Genomic DNA, 24,500 nt, shown 5'->3' with positions numbered 1-24,500 from the left:
TAACTACGGTTGTAAGCGGTCACTGTGAATCCTTTAGATTCCATGTTTAAAACCAGGTTTTCACCCATAACCGCAAGGCCTACTAGGCCGATATCAGATAATGCTTTCACAATCATTCCTTATTTAAGGTACTGTATTTAACAGTGCTATTTTGTATTGGTGCCAATTTTTAGGCGTTTGATTAGTCTACAATATTTGTTTACAAATACTCTACAGCACAAGCACAAATAATCATGATCGATTATTCATGCACACATAACTAAAAGTTATACACTTAAAATAAAGATAGCTATTAATTATCTTATAATATGGTTATTTATCCTCTAACTGCCCTTCCTCAGAAATAATAACGCGCCCAAATGTCCAGTCTTCTAATTCAGATTCCCATTTCTGAGTATTCCAATGCCGTTCCTGTGCCAAGGTTATGGCTGTTTTAAGTGAGCTGACTGCGGCTTTAAAATCCCGATTAGGCTGCTCTTTATTAATAATTGCATTTAAATAAAAATACATCGGGTTTTGTCTAAAAATATTTTTTCGCTCAGCTAATAGCATTTTTGCCTTAGTTAAATCTCGCAATGTTAGATCGCTGGATAACAGTAAAATTTCAGCCGCTTTGAGCGCAGAATAAGCTTGCTCATTGGCCGATAACTGATACCAGAATAAAGCTTTGGCATCACTATTTTCGACATAAGGACTATATTTGATAATTTGCCCCAGCTGATATTGTGCTTTGCTATCGCCATATTTAGCTGCTTCACTCAGCCAATTAATACCCTTTTTAATATCTGTTTGCTGTTGATATAAATTTAATCCATATTCGTACTGCGCTGGAACAAAACCTTGTTCAGCTAATTTAGCCAATAAATCACTGCGGTGATGCTCCGAATTAGCGAGCCAAGGAAAAGTGGCCATCATCATCGCATATTCGTATTGCGCTTGACGATCTGTGGTTTGCTTTTTTAACCGGGCGGCTTCGCGTCTCACTTTGGTATGAATCCGGCTAAACTCTTTTTTTAAGCGAAATCTGTCGTAACGGGCAACGCCTAGCGAAACCCGAGCCGGATAATAAACCTGAGTTTGATTAAATTCCGGTGAGCTAATTTGAGCATGAGACAAAAACTCAATGCCGCGTTTAGCATTGCCCAACACTGAAAATGGCATTAAATGACGGGTTGAACCGTCATCCGCAATATAAAAATCAACAATCGCAAAATAAGGTGGGTTTAATAAAGCATCACTTTTTAAACTGGCATTAATGCGCTGACGCGCCATTGAGTCATAGTTATAACCAGTTTCATCGGCATCTTGCCAGTCAAAATCAAGCTCGCTTAATAAATCATCAGTTTCAAAATCCAACTGTTCTAAATCTGTTTCGCCAAACTCACTGTTTAATTTAACTTTTGCGTCGTTTTCAACTGGTTTTAATACCGGATAATATTTTTGAATTACAGCAGCTAAACCAAAAGTATTTTTAAATAAATCAGCTTGCTGAATTAATTGAGCTTGTTGTTCTGGGTTACATGCCTGATAAATAAGTTCAAATTGATGTTTTGAATCGTGAAAGTTTGACTCGGCCGCCAGATAAAACCAGATCGCTGCTTTTGCAATATCCGGCTCCATGCCATAGCCATTGTAATTCATTACAGCCAACTGATAATAGGCATGAGGACTGCCGATTCTGGCTGATTTTGCATATTCAATTTCTGCATTTATATAATCTTTTTGCGCAAAAAATTGATTAGCTTTAAATACATTAGCCAAACCTGCTACCGGTAGCAAAAAAAGACAGACTGTTAAAATTATTCCATTAATATTCATTTTTATTTCTTATAAAACAAAGCAAACAATTTAGTTAAAAGTTAGTCGATTAAAATACAAAAGGCTGGGAAAAACCAGCCTTTTATTTCTATCAATGACATTTAAATATCATTTTATTAACATTAATGATTATGCGCAGATCCCGCCCCTTTGGGAATTCTGAAGTTTTCAACTAATTGCTGAATTTCAGCAGGTGCAGGACCGGTAAATTTACACACTATAATAGCGACCACAAAATTAACCAAAGCGCCAACAGCCCCAAAAGCATTAGGTGAGATTCCAAAGAACCAGTTTTCAGGTAAATCCCCTAAAAATTCAGTACCCGGAATAAACATAATGCCTTTATGTTGAAATACATACAGCATAGTGACACCAATACCCGCGACCATACCGGAAACGGCCGCTGTGCCACTCATTTTTTTGATAAAAATGCCCATCATCAACGCCGGAAAGATACTTGAAGCCGCTAACCCAAATGCCAGCGCGACCGTTCCGGCAGCAAATCCGGGTGGATTTAACCCCAAATACCCCGCTACTAAAATGGACAATGTCATCACCACTCGTCCGGCAAATAACTCTTGTTTTTCGGTTAAATCAGGCGTTAATACCCCTTTCATTAAATCGTGCGAAACCGATGAAGAAATCGCCAATAGTAAACCAGCAGCGGTTGATAACGCTGCCGCTAGCCCACCGGCAGCAACCAAAGCTATCACCCAGTTAGGCAAATTCGCAATAGCCGGATTCGCAAGCACCATAATATCCTGATCAACAGTGACCATTTCGTTGGTTTGTTGATTAGCCGAATACTGAATTTTGCCATCCTGATTTTTATCTTCAAACGCTAATAAACCAGTTGCTTCCCAATCTTTAAACCATTGTGGGCGCTCAGCGTATTCAAGTTGCTGGCCTGTTGCTGGTTCTACGGTTTGGGTAAAATTCAGTCTTGCCATAGCGCCAACGGCTGGCGCGACTGTATATAACAACGCAATAAAAACTAACGCATAACCGGCTGATGCACGCGCAGCTTTTACACTTGGTACAGTAAAAAAGCGCATAATTACGTGTGGTAAACCCGCTGTGCCAATCATTAAAGATAAGGTATAAGCAAACATATTTAAACTGCCGCCCATATTATCTGTGGTAAATTCTTTAAAGCCTAAATCTGTCACTATGGTATCGAGTTTATCCAATAAATAAACACCACTGCCGTCAGCCAAAGTGCTGCCCAAGCCTAATTGTGGAATTGGATTACCGGTTAATCGCAGTGAGATAAAAATAGCTGGTACGGTATACGCAAAAATTAATACACAATACTGCGCAATTTGCGTATAGGTAATACCTTTCATGCCGCCCAATACCGCATAAACCCACACGACTATCATGCCGATAGCCAAACCTAACCCATAATCAACTTCTAAAAAGCGGGAAAATGCAACGCCAACACCTTTCATCTGGCCGATAATATAAGTTAATGAGGCAATAATTAAACAAATTACAGCCACCACACGCGCAGTTTTAGAGTAATAACGATCAGAGATAAATTCCGGTACAGTAAATTTACCGTGTTTGCGCATATAAGGCGCAAGTAACATGGCCAACAAAACATAACCGCCGGTCCAGCCCATTAAAAAAACTGAACCTCCGTAGCCTAAAAAGGCAATTAATCCAGCCATAGAAATAAATGAAGCAGCACTCATCCAGTCGGCACCAATTGCCATGCCGTTTTGTACTGGTCCAATGCCACCACCGGCAGCATAAAATTCTTCGGTAGATCCTGCTCGGCTCCACCATGCAATCGCAAAATATAGGGCAAATGAGCCAAATACAGCAATGTAGGTATATAATTTTAATTCATCCACCCTTATTCTCCTTGCTCGTCTTCTTCTAAATTATATTTTTTATCGAGCTGGTTCATTTTGTGTGAATACCAAAAAATTAGAGCGACAAAAGTGTAAATGGAGCCTTGCTGAGCAAACCAAAAGCCTAATTTGTAACCACCTAAACGGATTTCATTTAAAGGCTCAACCAATAAAATACCAAACCCAAAAGAGACAACAAACCAGATAACCAAGCAGATAACGATGAGCCGGATATTCTCAGCCCAGTAGGACGAACTTTTCATTAGATTCCCTTTATTATGTTTTTCTTGACCATAATTAAACAGAAAACATACATAAAGACAACATAAATATCAACAAAATCAGTCAAAATTAAAAATGAGTGACTGATTTTGACTTTTTCTTTAAAAATCAAATATAAAAAAGCCCAACTGTTTAGACCAGTTGGGCTTAATTTAAACGACTTTTTAATAAAAATCAGTTAACCATTAAGCAGCGATGCCTGTGTGTCTTAATAAAGCATCGACTTGCGGCTCACGACCACGAAATGCTTTAAATAATTCCATCGGCTCTTTAGAACCGCCCATTTCTAAAATATTATTTAAAAATGACAAGCCGGTTTGCTGATCAAAAATTCCGTTTTCTTCAAACAGGCTAAATGCGTCAGCCGACAATACCTCAGCCCATTTATAACTGTAATAACCGGCGGCATATCCGCCCGCAAAAATATGGCTAAAACCATGTTGAAAACGGTTAAACTCAGGTGGAATCACAACCGCTACTTTTTCTCTAACCTGATTCAATTTTTGCTGAACATCAATGCCCGTTGCTGAGTTGTATTCTAAGTGCAGTTCAAAATCAAATAACGAGAACTCAAGCTGGCGCAACATCATCATTGCCGACTGGAAGTTTTTAGCAGCCAGCATTTTATCTAATAAATCCTGCGGCAAGGTTTCGCCGGTTTCATAATGCCCAGAAAACATAGCTAATGCCTCCGGCTGCCAACACCAGTTTTCTAAAAATTGACTCGGTAGTTCAACTGCATCCCAAGCGACTGCATTTATCCCTGCAACCGCGCTTACCTCAATTTGCGTTAGCATGTGATGCAAACCATGACCAAATTCGTGGAATAAGGTTTCCACTTCGTTATGGGTAAATAGCGCAGGTTTACCACCCACAGGTTTATTAAAGTTACAGGTTAAATAAGCAACCGGTAATTGCAACTGACCATCACTTTTGCGTCTTTGGCCTACACATACATCCATCCAAGCGCCACCGCGCTTGCCTTCACGTGCATATAAATCAAAATAAAAACTGCCTTTAAGTTGGTTATTTTTATCAAAAATATCATAAAAACGCACACTATCGTGCCAAACCTGAACCCCATCGCGGCGTTTAATATTAATTGAAAACAGTCTTTCAACTATCGCAAACAAGCCACTAATCACTTTATCTTCTGGGAAATAAGGACGCAGTGCTTCATCCGAAATCGCATATTTTTCTTGTTTTAGTTTTTCAGCATAATAAGTCATATCCCAAGCGGCTAACTTATCAATACCATGTTTTTCTTTGGCAAAAGCGGTGAGCTCAGCTAACTCTGCTTTAGCCTGGTCTTTACTTTTATCACTTAAATCGTATAAAAAATCTAATACCTGCTGTGGCGATTCTGCCATTTTAGTGGCTAGAGATTCTTCTGCATAATTATCAAAACCTAATAATTGAGCTAACTCATGACGTAATTTTAAAATTTCGTTCATCACTTCAGAGTTATCCCATTTACCGGCATTTGGCCCCTGATCAGATGCGCGAGTCGAAAATGCTTTGTAAACCGCTTCACGTAATTCGCGATCATCGGCATACATCATAACCGGCAAATAACTTGGAAACTCAAGCGTAAATAACCAACCTTGCTGATCTTTTGCTTTTGCCGCTTCTTCTGCTGCAGCAATGGCACTTTCCGGTAAACCAGACAACTGAGTTTCATCAGTGACTAATTGTGTCCAACCTTGCGTAGCATCCAGCACATTATTACCAAAGGTTGTTGATAATTCGGATAATTTTTGTCTAATTTCGCCATAGCGCTGTTTTTTATCATCCGGTAAAGACACACCCGATAATTTAAAATCACGTAAAGCGTTGTTAATTGCTTTTTGCTGCGCTTGATTTAACGTTTTAAATTCGTCACTGTCGGCTAAAGTTTGATATGCCTGATACAACCCCTGATGCTGACCAACATAAGTTGAATAATCAGATAATAAAGGCAAACATGCCTGATAAGCCTGACGTAAGGCTTCGGTATCAGCAACAGAATGTAAATGAGAAACTGGCGACCAGATTTTACTGAGCTTGTCGTCCGCATCATCAATCGCTTCAACTAAGTTTTGCCAGCTATAATTGTTTTGCTCGGCGACTCGTTCAATCACGGTTTTACATTCTGCAATGGCCTGCTCCACTGTCGGTAAAATATGCTCAGGTTTTATTTCATTAAATAAAGGTAAACTGGTTTCGCGCAACAATGGATTCGACATAATCAATAGCTCTGTTTTTGAATTTGGTAAAATTACTAAGTCGGGATTAAGTTAAACAATTACAAGGCGTAAAATAAAAATTTAATAAAAAAATAAGATAAATGTGTCACTTGTAATTTATTGCCTATAGTATAAGAGTTAATAATAAAAATGGACGCCTCGTTAAAAGCAGCTTTAGCTTATGTTAATAACAACTCGAAATACCTCAATTAAAAGCCTTTTCTCTGTAGCCATAATAATCACAACTCTGGTTTGCTTACTTTTGCTTTTTGTCTTCCATAAGAAAATAGAAAAAGAAGTCACTCAAGAAGTGCATAAAGAAATGGTTAACCAATTAAACATGCGCACCGAAGAGCTTAATCAAGAAATTTTTCGAGCCCGTCAATATGCCCGCTTCTTAAAAATTTTACCCCCTATTTCCGGTATAGTTAGAGCCAATAATAATGGAATCGATCCAAAAAATAATACCCCGCTAACTGTCTGGAATAACCGGCTAGAAACTATTTTTGAAGGTTTTTTACGTAACTACCCGGAAGTAGTACAAATCCGGTACATAGGTAAAGCAAATAATGGTAAAGAGCTTATCAGATTAGATAGGAAAGTAGATGGTATTCATATAATAAAACCAGATGATATGCAGCAAAAAGGTGAGCGAGATTATTTTTTGCAGACAGCGGAATTACCGCCCGATCAAACTTATGTCAGTGATATTGAATTAAATCGAGAATTTGGCAAAGTAGAGTTCCCATATTGGCCGACCTATCGAGCTTCTATGCCAGTCTATGATGAAAAAACTTTTTTTGGTTTAGTTATTATCAATTTTAATGCAGATAAGTTTTTAGCTCAACTCAGTCTAAATGTCCCTAAACCTTATCAGTTATTTATGACTAACAAAAATAATGAATTTATTATCCACCCTCAAAAAGAATTTGAATTTGGATTTGATTTAGGAAAACCCAGTGACTGGCAATCTCAGTTTGCACAAACACAAGATATACATGACCATTTTGCTGTTTTTGAACAACTCAAAACTAAAGATATTATTTATGCTTTGCAATCAAATATTGAGCTCGATAATTATGTTGGCGGACGACAAATCCATTTTTACCTAACAATCAGTCAAGCCGAATTAACTAAACTTATTCATAATCGTTTATTAAGCACAGTGATTATTGTAAGTGTTATTTATATCGTCATTGTAATCTTACTTTTATTATATCGTGCAAATGCTAAAAAAAGTTTGGATTTAATTTCTGCCCAAGCTAAATATGCAGCAATTATAGATGGTTCTTCAGATGCAATAATATCTATTGACCGTCAAGGAATGGTAACAGCTTGGAACCAAGCAGCTACAAAAATGTTTAGTAGTTTTAAGCCATTAAACAATGATACAAATTTGATTCATTTATTAACAGCCCAAGAAAAAACGAGCCCTTTATATAAAGGAGTTGAAGCGATTTTAAGGGGCGATGAACTGGCTCCATTTGAACAAGAATTAACCTCTTTAGAAAAGCAAAAAATTATAATTTTAATTACTTTATCGCCAATCTACTTAGATGGTGAATTAGTTGGTATCGCAGCTATCATCAGAGACATTACGAAACAAAAACAAAACGAAAATAAAATATATGAACTCAATGCGTCACTTGAACATCAGGTTTTAGAGCGTACTAAAGAACTTGAGCAGGCAAGAAATGAGGCTGTTTCAGCCAATCAGGCGAAAAGTAGCTTTGTAGCCAATATGAGCCATGAGATCCGCACTCCGATGAACGGAATTTTTGGTATGCTCAAACTTATCAAACAAGACCCTTTGTCGCAACGTCAACAAAAATACTTAACGATGGCTGAAAGCAGTGCATCAAGCCTGACTGCATTGATAAATGACATTTTAGATTTTAGTAAAATTGAGGCTGGAAAATTAGATTTAGAAACCGTTGAATTTAACCTACTTAATGTATTAAGTGAACTCACCGTGTCTATGGCACTAAAAATACAAGAAAAAGGGATAGAGTTTATTTTAGATGCCGCACAAATTGAACATCAAATCGTTATTGGTGATTATCACAGACTACAGCAAATATTAATTAATTTGATAAATAATGCGACTAAATTCACAGAGGAAGGTGAAATAACAGTTACAGCTCAAACTAAACAGATCGATCCCAATACAATTGAATTTAAATGTACAGTCTCAGATACTGGCATTGGTATTTCAAAAGAAAAGCAAGCATTATTGTTTAATGCTTTTTCTCAGGCCGATGATAGTACAACTCGGAAATATGGCGGCACGGGGTTAGGTTTATCAATAACCAGACAATTATGTGAGTTAATGAATGGCACAATATCATTGGAAAGTGAGCCCGGTAAAGGCAGCGCCTTTACCTTCACTCTTGAATTTAAAAAAGCGAAAAATACTAAACTGCGAGAGATTGAGCTAACTAGCATCCCTAATTTAGCCTTTGTTTTAGTGGATCACAATCAAACATCACGGATGGCTATCGAGCGATTATTAGCCAGTTGGCATGCAACTACTTTTTCTTTTGCAAGCATTGAAGAAGCAAACTCACAACTACAATATAGTAAAGATTATGAGTTTATTGTCATTAATCAAAATGCCATTAATGATGATAAGCCAGATATGCTAAACCAGTTTTTAACACCTAAACAAGGTTCATTATCTAGCATTGTAATGACCAATCAAAATAAAAGATTACCTTCAATTAAGCCAATTGAAGATAATGTTATTTACATAGGCAAACCCGTAATGCCAGCAGAATTAGCTAAAGCAATAGAGCAGCTAACTAATTCTAAAATTACATCACTTCCTGCAGAAGAAAATCTTAAACCAATAATATCCAATCAATACAAGGGGCTTTCTCTATTGATTGTAGATGATAATGAAATAAACCAAGCTGTGGCTGCCGGTATTTTAGATAGCTGGCAACTCGAGGTCTCGTTTGCATCTAATGGTGAAGATGCCATTTTAAAATTAAAACAACTGACAGAAAACAAACCGCCGCAATTAATTTTAATGGACTGCCAAATGCCATTATTAGACGGTTTCTCAGCCACAGAGCAAATAAGACAAGGCATAGCCGGAGATATTTACCAAAATATTCCGATTATTGCGATGACCGCCAGCGCAATGGCCGGTGACCGAGAAAAATGCCTAAATTCGGGCATGAATGACTATTTAACCAAACCGATTAACGCCCCAGAGCTTGAGAAAAAAGTAGCCCAATGGCTAAACGTTGCTCTAAAAAATAAACGTAGCGGTTAAAATTTATGAATTATAGTTATGCAGAACAAGTTTACAATTTAGAGAATTAGGCAAATATTTTGTAGGATTAATATAAATTTTAACTTGTTAATAAATATACTCAAAAATAATAATAACTGATTGGGCACAGGTTAATGCAAGCTTCTTTATCTTCTCCGTTAAAACGTATTTCAGTGTTGGATGCTCTGCGCGGATTCGCGCTTTTGGGCATCATCTTAATGCACATGATCCAACACTTCGGCTTTGGCTCAGTGCCTGCCAGTACGCCTATTTTACAATTCCCAGCCTTAGATGAGCTAAGCCGATGGTTAGGCTATAACGTCATCATGGGTCGCTTTATTAATGTATTTGCATTTTTATTTGGGATTAGTCTTTTTATTCAAATAGATAGAGCCGCTCATAAAGGAATCGATTTTAGAAAACGGTTTATTTGGAAAATGTTGATATTAATGGCTTTAGGCTTGCTTGCCCATGCATTTTATAGCATGGAAATTTTATCAGTATATGCTTTTTTTGGCTTAATCCTGTTAGCTGTCTACCGTGTTAAAAGTTGGATATTAATTTTATTAAGTGCAGCTTTGCTATTTGGTGTACCACGCATTATTCAAACTAATTACCACAATAGCCAATTGGCAGAGCAGCCGGTGTCGGTCGCTCAGACTCAATTGCAAAATGCTGAGCGTACACAACCGCCAGCTTTGCCGGAGCATATTGCAAATCCGTCATTAATCAATACTGCCATCCATAATTATCAAGATCGCTTCGCTGGTAAACTCAATTATCAATTTGGTTTTATTGGCCGTGGCTATGTGACTCTGGCTTTATTTTTAATTGGATTAGTGGTCGCTCGCACCCGTGTTTTACAGCAATTACAAGCACATAAAAAAAATAACTGGTATCTGTTTGTAGGATTCACAGTTGCAACAATCAGTATAACTTTATTGCAAAATATATTGCCTGAGCACAACACCCGCGTATTTTTTAGAGCCGAAGGCATATATTTATCTTCTGGCTTATTAATCGCCCAGACTTTAAACGATATATCACTGGTGCTATTCACTGGCGCACTGGTGACTGGATTTATTTTAGTTTACCAAAGCAAAGTTGGTCATTATTTAGAAACGCTTGCCCCTTATGGCCGGGCTGCACTGACCAATTATCTGATGCAAGGTGTTATTGGCGCACTGCTATTTGCACCTTGGGCGCTGGGCAGTTATTTTGGCTCTTGGGGTATTTTTGCTTTGTGTATGCTTGGGATTGCGATATACCTAATTCAAGGTGCCTGTAGTAAATTGTGGCTAACACATTATTTATATGGTCCTTTAGAATGGTTATGGAGAAGCGCAACTTATTTAAAACGACAACCATTTGTTAGATAGAAATAGCCACAACTAAACCTGCTTCTTAAATCAATTGAGTTGGGCATTATCTTTAGTGGCTATTTTCATTGTCATTACAGCTAATAATTTACAGCCATCTTTTTGTTGTTGATAGGTGCGTGAAAAATAGTATTGATAATGCCGGATATTGTCTGGGTTATCCTGCTCGGGTCGGCTTTTATAAATATGCGCGATGCCCATGACTACCCAGCTTTTATCTTGCGAAATAAACTGTTCTATTTTAGATTCGCGTTTTAGCGGTTTTTCGTATTCAGTCGCGCTGATCCGTTTGATTAATCCGGCTTTAGTTTCTTGCATACTGTTAAGATTATGCACCCAAATAAAGTTGTCGGTTAATAAATGGTCTAATAGCTGGGTATCGGCATTACGAATTGAGTTTTCGTAAATATTGTCCAGCGAAATCAACTCTTGCTGGCTTTTGCACTGATATGCAAAAGCGTTAGCAAACACTCCAAAAAAGCCTAACATTAAAATAAAAAACTGACGCATCTAATTCCCCTCTTTTAGCTATCATTTATTGTTTAGCATGAGCTTGCTCAAACTGAGCTAAATCCAAGCTGGTCACGGCAATATCTTCTTTATTGACCGCATAACTCACCCAAAGTTTACCTTGGAAAACTAAACTTTTTGGATAACTAAATCCGACTCTTTTGTATTTGCCTTGATAGCGCATTGGCGGTAAATCTGTTTTGCCGCGTAAAATATACGCTTGGTCAAAATACTCACCGGTTTGGCTTAAACTAACCACTAGCGGCATTCTGTTTTTATTGCCGGTTGGATTATTCACTAAATAAGCCATGCCATTGGTAAAATTACCAGCACTTTGTTTGGCTCTTGAATCCGGCATATTGGTTAATTGCGCCAAACTCCAGCTTTCACCATTATTTTTACTTAATGCAGCTAATACTTTAAAACTGCTGGCTTGATCTCTAAAAACCATTGCTATATCGCCATTCGCTTTTAAAAACCAGCTTGGCTCAAGCTCTCGGCTAATATCGCCTTTATGCTCTAAATTAGTAAACTCTGCTTGCTGCCAGCCAGAAATAGCCAGCGGGTCATCGGTGTAAAAAGGAGTTGCAATTAATCCGGGTTGAATATGAATAGCAGTCAATATCCGGCCATTTGGCAGTGCTTTTAAATCCTGTTCCATAATGCCTTTGATAGGATGATTATTTTTATCTAAAACTGGCAAAAACTCGCTCCAGTTTATGCCATCTGTACTAGTGGCATATTCAACATGCCCGGCTTTAGGTTGTAAGTTTTTTGGCCAAACGTTGATAAAAGCAACTAAGGTTTTACCATCGCTCCACCAGCCGCCACTGGTCACAATTGCATTGCTTCGCTCAGGCGCTAAGGTTTTGGCTTGTGACCAGTTTTTACCGGTTTGACTCGTACTGTATAACACATGAGTATCTGGCCCATCTTCATCTTGTTTTGAGCTTTGCCACTGAATAAATAATTGATTTTTAAACCCAAATAAAACAGCGCCGTGATTATATTGCGCTTTGTCTTTTACGGCGTTAAATACCTTAATATGCTCAACATGATTAGCTTGGGTTAAGCCTAAAGTATCCGGCTGAGTTAAATTAAATAAATCCGTTTTTACCTTAAAAATAGGCTCTGCTTTTAAATTAAAACTAATACCTACAATAAATAGCAATATTAAAATATTGAGAGATTTATAACCTAGATTATTTATTTTTATCATGTCCTACTCTGCTTATTAGCCTGAATTCAAGTCGCTTTGCACAATCATTTTCGTCAAATACAGTCAAAAACATTAATTATATTATTTAACTTACAATAAACAATTGTTACACTGAGTTATTAACATAATCGACAATGAATTAAATACCAAATACATTCTGCTAACCAGCATACTTTTAAGGAGTATTAAAAAGATGAAAAAATTACTCTCGGCACTGTTAATAGGCGCGGCTCATTTTTCGGCATCAGCGGCTAATCCGGCCATTACCGATGTATTTACCGCAGATCCAGCGCCTATTGTGCATAATGATACAGTGTATGTTTATGTCGGCCGTGATGAGGCTAAACCAGATGAGCATTATAAAATGCATGAGTGGCTGGTTTATTCTTCTAAAGATATGGTTAATTGGACATCTCACGGCTCGCCTTTAAAACCCACTGATTTTGACTGGTGTTCAGGTTCAGCTTGGGCAAGCCATGTAATTGAAAAAGATAATAAATTTTACTGGTATATCACTTGTAGCCATAAAACCGTTAAAGGTAAAGCAATTGGTGTTGCCGTTGGCGATTCACCAACCGGACCATTTAAAGATGCTTTAGGTAAAGCCATTATCACTAACGATATGACAAAAGCGACTCAAATTAGCTGGGACGATATTGATCCGGCCGTTTATATTGATGATAGCGGACAAGCTTGGTTATTTTGGGGTAATCAAAAAGCTTATTTTGCCAAGTTAAAATCAAATATGGTTGAGTTAGATGGCCCTATTAATGTGATCCCAGATGAACAAGTTAAAGGCTTTACCGAAGCGCCTTGGATTCATAAACGCGGTGATTTATATTATTTAAGCTATGCGGTTGGTTTTCCAGAAAAAACCGCTTATTCAACGGCTAAAAGTTTAGCTGGTCCTTGGACATATCGCGGATTAATTGCCGAAGGTGCAGCTAACAGTAATACCATTCACCAGGGCATTATTGATTTTAAAGGTAAAGATTACTTTTTTTATCACACAGGTATGATGCAGCACCCAAATACAGGTGGCAGTTTCCGCCGTTCAATGGCAATTGATTATTTATATTACAATGAAGATGGTAGCATCAAAAAAGTGATTCAAACCAGCGAAGGGGTTTCCAAAGTAGAGTATTAAATAAGAAATTATTGAAGCGGTGTTTACGGAAGAACACTAAACAAATAAAGGTTTAGTCATCAACTAGACTAAACCTTTAACAAGGGTAGTGTTTAGAAATCTGTGTCACTTCAATCTATGATTTAGATAAACAGGAGTGACACATAACTCAAGAATTTGATTTCAACGAAGCATTAAAACAACTTCAATCAGGGAAAGCCTTAGTTGTTAAAGATGGCATTCTTACCCCATTAATCAAACAACTGACCGAAGCCGCTTTAAAAGCCGAACTAGAGCAGCATCTTGAAGATGATATCCAGCCCAACCGTAAAAATGGCTCAACCGCCAAAACCATTAAAACCTCAACTGGTGAATTTGAATTAGAAACGCCCCGAGACAGAGCGGGTAGCTTCGAGCCTCAACTGGTTAAGAAAAATCAAACCAAATTATCCGAAGAAATTGACCTTAAAATTCTCTCTATGTTTTCAATGGGATTAAGTTACCGGGATATCCGAAAGCATGTCGCTGATTTATATGGATTAGAAATATCAGAAGCCTCAATTACCGCAGTCACTGACCAATTAGTACCGCAGCTTAAAGCCTGGCAATCTCGTCCATTAGATGCGGTTTATCCTATCGTTTGGCTAGATGCCATTCATTTTAAAGTCAAAGATGAAGGTCGTTATGTCAGCAAAGCCGTTTACACTATTTTGGGGTTAAATGTTGAAGGCCATAAGCAATTGCTTGGCCTGTATGTGTCTGAAACCGAAGGCGCCAATCATTGGTTATCTGTGTTAACAGATTTACAAAACCGAGGTGTGAAAGATATTTTAATCTCCTGTATTGATGGGCTAACCGGTTTTCCTGACGCCATTGAAACTATCTATCCTAAAACTCAGGTTCAGCTATGTATTATTCATCAAATCCGCAACTCGATTAAATACGTAGGCTCTAAACACCATAAAACCTTTATGGCTGATTTAAAGCCGGTTTACAGGGCAAATACCAAACTGGCAGCCGAAGCCGCATTGGATGAATTAGAACAAAAATGGGGGGCTCAATATCCGATTGTTATCGAATCTTGGCGTAAAAAATGGGATAAGTTGAGCACTTACTTCCAATATCCTGAAAACATTAGAAAAGTCATTTATACAACGAATGCGGTTGAGGCGGTTCATCGCCAATTTAGGAAATTAACCAAATCCAAAGGCGCGTTTCCAAATGAAAATAGTTTGCTCAAGCTGTTGTATGCTGGCATATTGAATGCTCAAGAAAAATGGACAATGCCAGTTGCCAACTGGAACTTAGCATTGTCGCAATTTGCAATACACTTTGACGGGCGGTTAGACGAGTATTTACAAGCTTAAACCGTATTTACCTGACACAGATTTTTGAACGCCCTCTCTTTACCAACCAGCGCTTTACCTGATTAAAGCTGTTTCAAAGCTTCATTTAAGTCAAATTTTTGAGTCGTAATGTGTCACTCCTGTTTTATCGAAATCATAGATTGAAATGACACAGATTTCTAAACACTACCGCAAATTTCAAATTTTAACTCGGCTGATATTTCAACTCTGCATTAAAATTTTGAGTTAAGGAGCTGCTAGGCTCTTTCTGCACTAAATGAGTTAGCAATTATATAGCTTTTACCGATTCCTAAGGACTTGAGGGAGGGATATTCTTTGAACTCATTGCCATTCCACTTTTTAGGATTTCCAGTCGAAATTACACTGAGTTCTATCGGATATTCCTTAAGTTTCACAACTAAAACTTCCATAACTGGTTTTGGAAAATTTCCTAGTTTGCCACTAGTTTCAGAAACTATTCCATCAACATCAGGCTGCAAATTCAAAAAACTCTGTAAGTAGGTTATGTTGCCAAAAATTTTGGCGCAGATGCTTGTCAGAATACCCAAAAGCTCACCCGGATTACATTCATTCTTAGAAAAGAAAATATCAAATCGTTCCGCTTTGTACGGGTATAACCTTGGCGAGTTTGCTGTTAACAATATTGACTCTGAACCATATGAAGAAATCTGCTCTTCCACAGTTCCAAGACATTCTACTTCCCATAATTGAGGATGATCGTCGTCATGCATTTTTACAGACAACGTAACCCTTAAGTCATCAGCATACCAATTGGCATCCACAATTCGTATCCAGCCCTCTGCTTCATCAAAATGTGCGTCAATAGCACTTAGCAGTTGCTCCATCAGATAGTATCATCCTTTGGGTTACCATGTGTCTGACAACCGAATAGTAAGCATCCACAGTGTTCATTAAACAATGTAAGGTTAGTATTGGGTTTACCGACTTCAAAGTTAGATTTGAGGCCAGCACGCACATTAATTTCTTCTCGTAATTCTTCTATACGTTCTAACTTTTCGGTTGCCGTGTAATCTTCCCAGTCCTCGCCATCATTCTCTAGCTCAATGATCCACTCTTTTCTTTCTTCAATTAAAGTAGAAATTGTTTTATTAAAAAGTTTGGGATTAACTTTGTAAACGGCATAGCCCAATTCAGGCCAATCAGACAAATCGATTCCATCAAGTCCTAACTCAATGACAAGTTCAGTTGCTTTGTCATATTGTCCCATTTCAGCGTAAACAGAAGCGATCTCATAGCTACAAATTACATCAAGAAACTCATTGCTAATGTTTTTAACTAATATGCCCAAAAGATCTTCCGTTTCTGAATAGTCCTTTAAAGCTAAATTAGTCACAGCTAGGTTGTATAAAGAAATATTTTCGTTATCGTTCAAGTTGGATGCTTTTAAGAAGCAATTTTTCGCCTCGTTATAATTGCCCAGATAAAAGGATGCGACACCGATATTGTTAACTATATCCCTTGAATCTGATCTAGCTTCAGCCAGCTTCAAATACTTTAATGCTTGTTCGTAATTTTCTAAATTTAATTGAATGTAACCGATTTGGTTATATGGGAAATAGGAAGATGGGTGTAGAGCTAAACACTCGTTTAATATTTGTAATGAACGCTCTGTATCACCATATTCGAAATAAAGTTGCCAAGCTAGATTGTTTGTAGTTTTAACCGTTTTTTTAGTGTTATACGCTCGCTCAAATAATTTTAGGTCTTCATCATCGCTTACCCATTCTGGATTTTGATAATAAGCCATTGCAACATCATTGATTAAATCCAAGTCGTTAGGTGCGCTCTCCAATTTTGAGAGAAGAGCTTTTAATTGTGCTGACATTATTTTTCAAGCCACCTAACGTCAGTTATAGCCATATAGATAAAACCATTGCTGGTTGGTGTACGATATACACCTATGGCATCAATTGCTTTCGCCAGAATCGATGTCATTTCCCAACCATCAACTTCGGTCCCTATCCATCTCCCGGCTACTAGATGTTTCAAACCAAGCTCTTCGCCTAATTCCTTTATTAACCTAGAAGACACTTTCACTTTTTCATCTAAACTACTGTTTGCCCATGCCCACATCCATGTTTCTGACGCTGTTGAATAGGACCCCGAAAATTGAATATCTGCTTCTAATTCAGGAGTACCATTGTTTGAAAACACAAGCTTTCCTGTTTCCTGATACCAGTCCCATCGCTCGTAATTGCCAACATTATACTTTTCAAGGAACTCTTTATGGCGAGGTTCAATAAAGGCAAAACTATCAGTGACTAAATTGTGGTAAACGTCATCGTCTTGAATCCAATTTTTGTCACGAATTTCCTCATAACAATGCTCACACATAACCTTTATATCGGCAAAGGCTTCTGATTTGTCATTCCACTCGCCTTCAGTATCCAAGACTTCTTCGCATTTATTGCACCAAGCGTCCGGGCATAATTCATCTGGGTTGTCAGGATCGTAACCCAAGTTAAAACCTAAACCTTCACCACTGGCTAAGTGTTGACAAATGAAAGTTGCGTTAGAATTGCCGTGAGTATCGCAATTTACATTTCCATCAAAGTCACTCATGAATTCATCTTACTTTTTTGTCTTTTTCCCAATCGTCTATTAATCCAATCGGCAGATTATTTACTCCATTAGAACGATAGTGAGCTATTTCAAATCCACTGTGTTTTTTAGCTACTTCTGGTGGTAAATCATTATCAACCAATATTATCTGGCAAAGTTTTCCGTTCTCTTCAAACCGCTCAGCTAAATCTAAAAGTGATTCAAACAAATTTTTATATTTATCAGGGTCAGATACCCCCTCATTTTCATCTGCTTTAAGATCCGTATCTAAAGCTCCGTCTTCAGGTGTTTTTCCTAAGAACTTTCCGACAGTATCAATCATCATCAAACTAGGTAGGTTTGTGTCGGTATTTAATTTAGCTCTCATAATAGAGGCTAGATAACCAATTGAAGTAATAGTTCTTAAACCACCAGAGTTAATGTTCCTGTATTCAATATTCCTAACTATTGGTAAAAAGCTCTTTTCACTAATAGATACACCAAATTGATTATTAATTTTTACATTTTGTAAGAATAAATCTAGAGAATTTGCCAAACCAGATAAAACAGAAGACATGGAAGGAGAACTTTTTAGCATTTCCTCCAATCGTTCTTTTAATTGGGTGATATTGGATTCGATACGACCAATATGTTCAGCTATACTTCGTTGTCTATTTCTCACTTTCAAGGCGTTTACAAATTTATCCCTTCGCTCGACAAGCTTTGCACTTTCCTTTACCAATACATCTCTCTCAGCCAAAAACGGTGTAACAGCATTAGCTAGCTCTTCATCTATGTATTCTTTCGCTTTTGACTTTTCTTTGTAAAGTTCGTTTAGAGTTTGCATGGTTTCTTCAAGTTCCTTTCTATTTTCTGCAATTAAAACAGCTAAATCTTTAGACCGTCTTACTATAGAATTTAACTCATGCTTGAGTTTATTTTCTTCTGAAATATCAAACTCTTCAGAGACATCACTCAGATTTATTGTATTATCACAAATCGGGCAGCTTGAAGTAGTATATTCTTGTTTTCCAATTGCATTTTTTGCTTGTGACGCAGCTTTGAGCTTTTGAATATCGTTTTGATAATCGTTACTTAAGCGCGAAAACCTTTCAATGTTTCTCTCTGCATGACTCTTAACATCTTCCAATCTCTTGATATCAAGATTAATAGTATCTAAGGCTTCTTTGAGTCCACCATAAAGTTCATTATTGGAGACCATTTTGTTGTTAAGTTCTTTTAGCTGCCTATCTAAGTCTTCTTTTAACTCATCGATCAGCGTAATTTCTTCATCTATTGTTGATGTTTGCTCAAATTCTATTTCAGACAAGAATTTTGAAATAACCCTATACTGACTCTCCAAGTCCGATTTTTCCTTTGTCCTTGTCGATATATCAACCTCAAGATCTGAAATATTTGTGTCTAACACATTAAATATGTACTTCAATACTTCTCTATTTTTCACTTCAACAACAGGATTGCCAATGTTAAGCATATGAGTGCTACCGACATCATCTTGGTTTAAGTACATATATTTGAATAAGTCTAAAAAGCTTAATCTAGCAGTGTCTGAATTGTCTTTTGTAGGTGCTTGTTTTAATTTAACTATTGGAAAATTAAGCTCTTCTAGCAGAAAATCCGACAAGCTTTTCTTTTCATTTGTACTTCTAGAAACTGACGATACATATTTTTCCGGAAAGTTTTCTTCTAATTTGGCGTACCGACATGAATACACCTCTACATCTTTAGTCGAATTGTATAGGTCTCGGATAATACAATATGGCGCTCCATTAATTTCGACTTCCAATACAGCATATTTTACAGATGAAGAAATCTCATGATCTAACTTGCTCTGTTTCCCACCTAGTAAATAATAAACAATTCTGAGAATACTGGATTTACCTGTATCAGCATCCCCATAAATTATGTTAACTCCCGGATAAAAAGGAACTGTATAATTTTTTCTATGGCCAACTAACACTAGCTGCTTAAGTAATAATCCTTGCTGAGTAGTCATTTCTATCCTTGCTTCAAAACTGTATTAATATAAGTACTTATCTTGGATGAGTTTTCTGATTGCAATTTAGCTAAACTATCAATAAAACCATTAATTTTTTTGTAATATCCATCAGTAAACTCTTCCAATATCGAGAGTCCACTGTCATTTAATTCAAACAAAAACCCTTCTTTTTCATTAAATGAAGCTTGAATATACCCTTTAACCGACAAAGCTTTTAACAACTTAGTAACTTTGTCTCGATTAAATAATTCATCTAGATTTGGTGCTATGGTATCAACAGTAAAATAGTCAGTTTGCTCAATTAGAAACTGTTTTTTTCCTGCTTTCGATAACACCTTATTTAGGAAAACAGGTCGAGTGACCAAAAAATAAAATGTCTGGATTTTATCAATTGTTAAAACAGCTTTTCCGCGCTTGGTTCGAGCTAATTTACCAATAATGAGCATCAGAATACCCGCATTGTAATAAAAGTCTCGTTCAGGCTGTAAAAAAGGCAGGCTACTCATAGCCTTTTTCCTTCAAGCTATCTTTCATTGACGCAAAATTAGCATTTTTGTCCCACCAAATAGTTTCAGTTTCACTGTTAGCTAATTGATGCAGCATTCCTTGTTTATGAATTGCATTTAAAAATGGAATTAAAGTTTTCAAAAACTCTTTATCTTCTTTCATTATTTGCTCATGAACATCAGCTAATAACAACCCTGAATTAGGAATTCCATCATGAACATATTTGCTATAACTGTTTTGATAAATTTTCTTAATTTTCTTGTACAATTCAGCCAATCGTTTCTGATCTGAGGCGCTACTGAATATTTTTCGAATGTACTCAGCATTTAAGAATACTTCTTTAGCATCGCGTATTGATGTTTTATGGACGTCAGCAGCCAATAGTTTCAATACGAATAGTTCATCACTATACTCATCGTCATTGCTTAGAGACTGAATTTCAAAGTTACTTATCGCAGGATCACCATCTCGATAATCTAAAATCAGTTTTTTAACAGCCACTAAAATAGTAGAGTTTTCGTTCTCAGGTTTAGTAATACTAGAGTGATTTTCATCTACACTGATAACATCTATACTTCTTTATCTGCGGGAACGGCACTAGTTTTGTCCACTATTTTATCGCTTGTACCATAGAAATATTTTGTTGTTGGTCTTAGAGAAGTTTTTAACCAGTAGTCATTTAATCTATGTATAAAGCCATTTAAAGGTTCCAAACCCTCTATTTGTAAATTATTACTTATTAAATTCCCGTATGTGGCTAGCTTAGCTCCTTGATGGGGGACAGCCAATGATAAGAACATTTTAACCTTTGAAATTGATTTTTCTTCTAAATCTTTAATAATTAAACTTTTAGTTACAAGCCCCCCATACTGTGGGCAATAACAAAAACGGAGTCATATTTTTCTAACCTAAATCGAAACTCAGTGCGCAGTAAATTTGAAATTTCTTCTATGCTTGAGTTACTTCTTAATTTTCCATGTGATGTGCCAAAAAGCTTTTTCAAAAACTTAGATGTATTGCTAACTTTAGCGAAAAGGTTTGTTAATTTGGTGAAATAGGTGAACTGTGCAATATCAAAGTTATCAGATATTTCTTTATCTTGAAGTAATAACGAAGGAAAAGAAACTTTACCGTCAAAACTCCATGTGTCAGAGCCTCCAGTAAAGCCATGTACAAACAATATAAGGTTGGAACCATTACTCTTTTCGGAAATGAACTCGATCATTTTCACTTTCCTTAGTATTTAAGTTGGTACTCCGATTCCCAACCACATAATTTTATTAAACTTATTCATAACATTATCAACTTTTTACAAGAATTGATACTGCATACCTTTGCCTAGAACAAAAAAAGGTGAGCACTTAGCTCACCTTTTCAATTCTTGATGTGTCACAAACTTTATTAAAACGTTCACAAACTTAATTAAGCGTCGACAACTATATGATCACAACAGATCAAGTTGGAAACTAAGCGCCTGTATTTTTCAATAAGTTACGAAAAGGCTTGTTACAAACCTAGTTGGAAACTTTGCCCTTTTTTGTTGCCGAAAACTTACTGGTTAAGCAATAGTAGTTGGAAACTAGGCTACAGGGCTTTATATATCGGGGTTTAACCTCGTTACCAAAGAGCAAATTATGGTTCGAGAACACCTAATTAACTAACCAATCACAACAATGCTTTTTTCCACTGTAGTATCGTGTTTATGTCATTAATAATGGAAAAAAGCACTATTGAGAAATCGTAAGCTCCAACCCATTGATGATAAATATCAGCGGGAGATTTTTATCACAAACGTTAAAAAATTTTGCTATCGTCTCAAAATGAGTAAAAAGCTACTAGAGGAATTAATAACCATAGTTTCGTAATCAGCCTCTACGATTCAGCATTCGCGTTCTTAGAGTATCCCATTCAGAAGTATCCTCAATAGCTACAGCCCATGTTTTAATGCCCAATTAACAAATCCTTCTGGGGGATTCTTGAACCCATAAATGTTTGAGTACAGAGCAACTGTATTGTCATTCCAAAGAATCTCACTTAAGTATGCATTTCTTAAATCCGAAGCTAGCAATGAAGCATCACTAAAGTTACTACCTCTCAATTTAGCTCTATTGAAATTTACCCAATCCGGTTTTACGTAACTAAAGTTCCCCCAATAGATTTCAGCATCGGTGAAATTAGCGTAGTAAAGAATAGTTTTTCTGAAATCAATTTGACTAAGCTTCACTTTCTGCAAACGTCCCGGTGATTACCGCGAACATAAACGTCGCGCAAACAGTCATCTGCAATCGACCAGATAAAAGAAACTAATTATTGTGTACGTTGTGATCCATTAATTCTGTTCGTTGTATTCGGAAAGTCCGGGAGCAAGGTTTCTGCTCTCAACGCCATATAGTGTTTGGTGGTTGCTGAGCCAGAGCTGATAATGGAAACCTTCCAGACTGTGATCTTCGGTACAGTCTACGTTCCAATGTCTTAGCCAATAACCCGCTACCGTTGCCCTAACCGCTAACTTCAATTTGCCATCTTTCATATTAAAGTCGTGGATGATGGTTTCTGGCTTTCTGACATTCTTACGATTTGGATGAGGAACTAACTCCAGCTCCACCATACGACTCCACTGGTGATCCTGAGTTTTAATTTCTGTTTTAACACGAACGTTGTGTTCTATGTCAGCAGAAACAAATCGTGTGAGGGCATAAACCCGATACTTATCTTCGTCGTCTTTTTTGTCTGGATCAAACGCTCGCAAATACCAATGAATGCCATTGTCAAAAATTGCTAGTGGATACAATAGTTTGTCAGATTGCCCACTTTTCAAAGCTTTATATGTCACTCTAAGCGCGACTGAAGAAGAAATCGCACGCGTTACAGCGGATAAGATATCAACCGTTGGATAGGCTAATCTTGGTGGACTCATCACACCGTCAAATTCAGACAGACCCAGTGCTTCGGCAACTTTTGAGGTTCGCAGTTTTGACAATGCACTTTGTATAGAAAAAGCGAATAATGGTTCAAATGTGTCTTCGTTAATTTCGTATTTTTTAGTTTTCTGATTCAAAGAAAGGTTTTGTTCGGCATGCTCGCGGTAAAGCCTGATATCTCTTGTTGCAGCAGCCTCACCAAGTCCGAAGCGTTCGGTTAAATCAGCACGAGAGACCCACCCCCTGAAACGCAGCATAAACTCAAGGTACTCAAGCCTGTCGTGCACATTTTTTGGTAAATCACTGATGTCTTTCATGGATTCCCTACCAGGTTTTATAGTTTTAATGAGTACATGATAAAACAAAAATTACAACTTTACATCATCAAAATGATCATGTATAAAATTCAATAGTATCGTATAGTGCGATATTAATTTAAAAATGTATAGGAGGCCTGATATGGCTACAAACGGAAAACCTGGTGATAACAGAAGACATGGCGCGGTGAGAGATCGCTCGCAAACTCAAACCCCTAGTGGGCACTGGGTGAAGCGAGACGCTGACACTGGTCGATTTATGGATGTGAAAACCAGCGACAACAAACCCTTTAAAGGGGTCCGTAAAGAAAAATAGGCATTGGATAAAACCAATGCCTATTTTCGTGAAACATGCGTAAAACCATTGGCAGATGGTCTGACGCAGGCTGAGCTTTGAGGGACTTGCCCGGAAAATAAGCTCGTAAACCGATGTGCGTTTCGTTTATGAGCTTATCTTCTGTTGTTTCGCAATTCAATACTTCCCTCTGAATTTATGATCTTTGTGCATTCATGATGCACATCAACAATTTTGGAGGTGCTTATGCATCCTGTATTTGAAGTTTTTAAAAGCAACAGCAACTATCAGTACTATTTCCGTTTGAAAGCGGAAAACGGTCAAATCATCTTAGCTAGTGAGGGATATACCACTAAAGAGAACTGCTTAAACGGTGTTACTTCGGTAAAGCAGAATTCTCCCTATGATTCCAACTATCTCAGAAGAACTGCCAATAACGGCCAATATTACTTCAATCTGAAGTCCATGAATAATGGCCAAGTTATCGGCACAAGTGAGTTATATGTATCACAACAAGGGCGTGAAAACGGCATTAACTCGGTAAAACGAAATGCGCCGGTGGCACATGTCATTGATCTTACTAACCAACAGGCTAGAGCTTAACGCTCTAGCCTTTCTAGGAGGTAATTAATGATAAAAAGAATTCCTTTTACAGAAGAAATTCGAGCCAAGGTGTTAGATAAAACAAACAAACGCTGTCACATTTGCCATAAGGCATTGTAACGGTAGACTTATCTTGGAGACCTAGTTAGAGGTATTATTAATACAACTAAAGAGGTTTTAAATGACAAGAAAATTATCAACTGAGTTTAA

General features: G+C 37.2%; 22 protein-coding genes. 5 read left to right on the top strand and 17 right to left on the bottom strand.

Features of this window, described 5'->3' with window-relative positions; translation table 11 throughout:
• The 5 genes from N7931_RS16995 to prlC form a co-directional block, all read right to left on the bottom strand.
• The coding region (locus tag N7931_RS16995; protein ID WP_262791378.1) for an NAD(P)-binding domain-containing protein at window positions 1–110 on the bottom strand (110 nt) is incomplete at its 3' end.
• A 202-nt stretch (window positions 111–312) separates the two neighbouring features.
• Entirely contained in the window at window positions 313–1,761 is a 1,449-nt protein-coding gene (locus tag N7931_RS16990; protein WP_262795541.1) for a tetratricopeptide repeat protein, read from the bottom strand.
• A gap of 179 nt (window positions 1,762–1,940) precedes the next feature.
• A complete protein-coding gene (locus N7931_RS16985; RefSeq protein ID WP_262795540.1) occupies window positions 1,941–3,677 on the bottom strand; it encodes a sodium:solute symporter family protein in 1,737 nt (578 codons plus the stop codon).
• 2 nt (window positions 3,678–3,679) lie between these two features.
• Window positions 3,680–3,940: a DUF4212 domain-containing protein gene (locus N7931_RS16980; RefSeq protein WP_262795539.1), complete on the bottom strand. Its 261-nt coding sequence runs from the start codon at window positions 3,938–3,940 to the stop codon at window positions 3,680–3,682.
• A 204-nt stretch (window positions 3,941–4,144) separates the two neighbouring features.
• Window positions 4,145–6,184, bottom strand: coding sequence for an oligopeptidase A (gene prlC / locus N7931_RS16975; protein ID WP_262795538.1), 2,040 nt, complete (start codon window positions 6,182–6,184; stop codon window positions 4,145–4,147).
• A 262-nt stretch (window positions 6,185–6,446) separates the two neighbouring features.
• Between prlC and N7931_RS16970 the strand changes: the two genes are divergently transcribed.
• Both N7931_RS16970 and N7931_RS16965 read left to right on the top strand, forming a co-directional pair.
• A complete protein-coding gene (locus N7931_RS16970) occupies window positions 6,447–9,464 on the top strand; it encodes a PAS domain-containing hybrid sensor histidine kinase/response regulator (protein WP_262795537.1) in 3,018 nt (1,005 codons plus the stop codon).
• Between the two features lie 134 nt (window positions 9,465–9,598).
• Window positions 9,599–10,843, top strand: coding sequence for a DUF418 domain-containing protein (locus N7931_RS16965; protein ID WP_262795536.1), 1,245 nt, complete (start codon window positions 9,599–9,601; stop codon window positions 10,841–10,843).
• A 30-nt stretch (window positions 10,844–10,873) separates the two neighbouring features.
• Here the strand turns inward: N7931_RS16965 and N7931_RS16960 are convergent, their stop codons facing one another.
• Together N7931_RS16960 and N7931_RS16955 are read right to left on the bottom strand one after the other, a co-directional pair.
• Window positions 10,874–11,353: a nuclear transport factor 2 family protein gene (locus N7931_RS16960; RefSeq protein ID WP_262795535.1), complete on the bottom strand. Its 480-nt coding sequence runs from the start codon at window positions 11,351–11,353 to the stop codon at window positions 10,874–10,876.
• 25 nt (window positions 11,354–11,378) lie between these two features.
• The gene (locus N7931_RS16955) at window positions 11,379–12,572 is read right to left on the bottom strand and encodes an exo-alpha-sialidase (RefSeq protein WP_262795534.1); all 1,194 of its coding nucleotides are present in this window, start codon (window positions 12,570–12,572) and stop codon (window positions 11,379–11,381) included.
• Between the two features lie 193 nt (window positions 12,573–12,765).
• Here N7931_RS16955 and N7931_RS16950 point away from each other — a divergent pair, with 193 nt between their 5' ends.
• On the top strand, window positions 12,766–13,719 hold the full coding sequence (locus tag N7931_RS16950; protein WP_262795533.1) for a glycoside hydrolase family 43 protein: 954 nt from the start codon (window positions 12,766–12,768) through the stop codon (window positions 13,717–13,719).
• A gap of 143 nt (window positions 13,720–13,862) precedes the next feature.
• On the top strand, window positions 13,863–15,065 hold the full coding sequence (locus N7931_RS16945; protein ID WP_262795542.1) for an IS256 family transposase: 1,203 nt from the start codon (window positions 13,863–13,865) through the stop codon (window positions 15,063–15,065).
• 236 nt (window positions 15,066–15,301) lie between these two features.
• On the opposite strand, the gene N7931_RS16940 is transcribed toward N7931_RS16945, so the two are convergent.
• The 10 genes from N7931_RS16940 to N7931_RS16900 all read right to left on the bottom strand — a co-directional run bounded on the left by N7931_RS16940 (window position 15,302) and on the right by N7931_RS16900 (window position 23,392).
• Window positions 15,302–15,910 carry a hypothetical protein gene (locus N7931_RS16940; RefSeq protein WP_262795532.1) on the bottom strand — a complete coding sequence of 203 codons (609 nt, stop codon included), beginning with the start codon at window positions 15,908–15,910 and terminating at the stop codon, window positions 15,302–15,304.
• Window positions 15,910–16,911, bottom strand: coding sequence for a tetratricopeptide repeat protein (locus N7931_RS16935; RefSeq protein WP_262795531.1), 1,002 nt, complete (start codon window positions 16,909–16,911; stop codon window positions 15,910–15,912). The genes N7931_RS16940 and N7931_RS16935 overlap by 1 nt, the downstream gene beginning before the upstream one ends.
• Window positions 16,911–17,648: a DUF6882 domain-containing protein gene (locus N7931_RS16930; RefSeq protein WP_262795530.1), complete on the bottom strand. Its 738-nt coding sequence runs from the start codon at window positions 17,646–17,648 to the stop codon at window positions 16,911–16,913. Before N7931_RS16930 ends, N7931_RS16935 begins: the two co-directional genes overlap by 1 nt.
• A 4-nt stretch (window positions 17,649–17,652) precedes the next feature.
• Complete coding sequence (locus N7931_RS16925; RefSeq protein WP_262795529.1) at window positions 17,653–19,644, bottom strand: AAA family ATPase; 1,992 nt, start codon at window positions 19,642–19,644, stop codon at window positions 17,653–17,655.
• 2 nt (window positions 19,645–19,646) lie between these two features.
• Window positions 19,647–20,093 carry an ABC-three component system middle component 4 gene (locus tag N7931_RS16920; protein WP_262795528.1) on the bottom strand — a complete coding sequence of 149 codons (447 nt, stop codon included), beginning with the start codon at window positions 20,091–20,093 and terminating at the stop codon, window positions 19,647–19,649.
• Window positions 20,094–20,145: 52 nt separating this feature from the next.
• Window positions 20,146–20,655, bottom strand: a complete 510-nt coding sequence (locus N7931_RS16915) for an ABC-three component system protein (protein WP_262795527.1) — start codon at window positions 20,653–20,655, stop codon at window positions 20,146–20,148.
• 68 nt (window positions 20,656–20,723) lie between these two features.
• Window positions 20,724–20,954 carry a hypothetical protein gene (locus N7931_RS16910; RefSeq protein WP_262795526.1) on the bottom strand — a complete coding sequence of 77 codons (231 nt, stop codon included), beginning with the start codon at window positions 20,952–20,954 and terminating at the stop codon, window positions 20,724–20,726.
• Window positions 20,955–21,007: 53 nt separating this feature from the next.
• On the bottom strand, window positions 21,008–21,379 hold the full coding sequence (locus N7931_RS16905) for a hypothetical protein (RefSeq protein ID WP_262795525.1): 372 nt from the start codon (window positions 21,377–21,379) through the stop codon (window positions 21,008–21,010).
• Window positions 21,380–22,081: 702 nt separating this feature from the next.
• Complete coding sequence (locus N7931_RS19625; protein WP_410369360.1) at window positions 22,082–22,378, bottom strand: pentapeptide repeat-containing protein; 297 nt, start codon at window positions 22,376–22,378, stop codon at window positions 22,082–22,084.
• A 105-nt stretch (window positions 22,379–22,483) separates the two neighbouring features.
• A complete protein-coding gene (locus N7931_RS16900; protein WP_262795524.1) occupies window positions 22,484–23,392 on the bottom strand; it encodes a WYL domain-containing protein in 909 nt (302 codons plus the stop codon).
• A 541-nt stretch (window positions 23,393–23,933) separates the two neighbouring features.
• Between N7931_RS16900 and N7931_RS16895 the strand changes: the two genes are divergently transcribed.
• Window positions 23,934–24,290, top strand: a complete 357-nt coding sequence (locus tag N7931_RS16895; RefSeq protein ID WP_262795523.1) for a YegP family protein — start codon at window positions 23,934–23,936, stop codon at window positions 24,288–24,290.
• The last annotated feature ends 210 nt before the right edge of the window (window positions 24,291–24,500 follow it).

The sequence above is a fragment of the Catenovulum sp. 2E275 genome (genome assembly GCF_025515275.1).
In the GTDB taxonomy this organism is placed as follows: Bacteria; Pseudomonadota; Gammaproteobacteria; order Enterobacterales; family Alteromonadaceae; genus Catenovulum.
Note: the sequence above shows the minus strand (reverse complement) of the source record. Positions and strands in the feature narration are given on the sequence as shown.